This is a genomic window from Zoogloea sp. LCSB751 (genome assembly GCF_002028455.1).
Lineage (GTDB): Bacteria > Pseudomonadota > Gammaproteobacteria > Burkholderiales > Rhodocyclaceae > Zoogloea.
Map to the genome: position 1 here is coordinate 1 of NZ_MWUM01000542.1, position 241 is coordinate 241.

At 67.2% G+C, this 241-nt stretch carries 1 protein-coding gene; it reads right to left on the minus strand.

Annotation, left to right across the window (positions count from 1 at the left end; all coding sequences use genetic code 11):
• Positions 1 to 241: glycosyltransferase family 9 protein (locus B4920_RS27645; RefSeq protein ID WP_305847143.1), on the minus strand; the 241-nt coding region annotated here is incomplete at both ends.

The following is a 241-nucleotide window of genomic DNA, read 5'->3' on the forward strand; positions in this document are numbered from 1 at the left end:
TGAGCAGGCCGAAGCGGTGCTCCCCCTTCCAGCCAGTACGCACCTGGATCCTGGCGAACCAGGGGATGAGCGCCGACTTCATGGAGTTGGGCTGGATGATGGCCTGATCGTACTGCTCTGCCGCCAGCTGCTTGCCGAGCCGACGGCGGGCCCCCAGCTTGAAGTCACCGTGGCCAAGCGGCATGGGGATGGCCTTGTCCACCTCGGGCATCCGCTCCAGCAGGGCCACGAACCAGGCCCG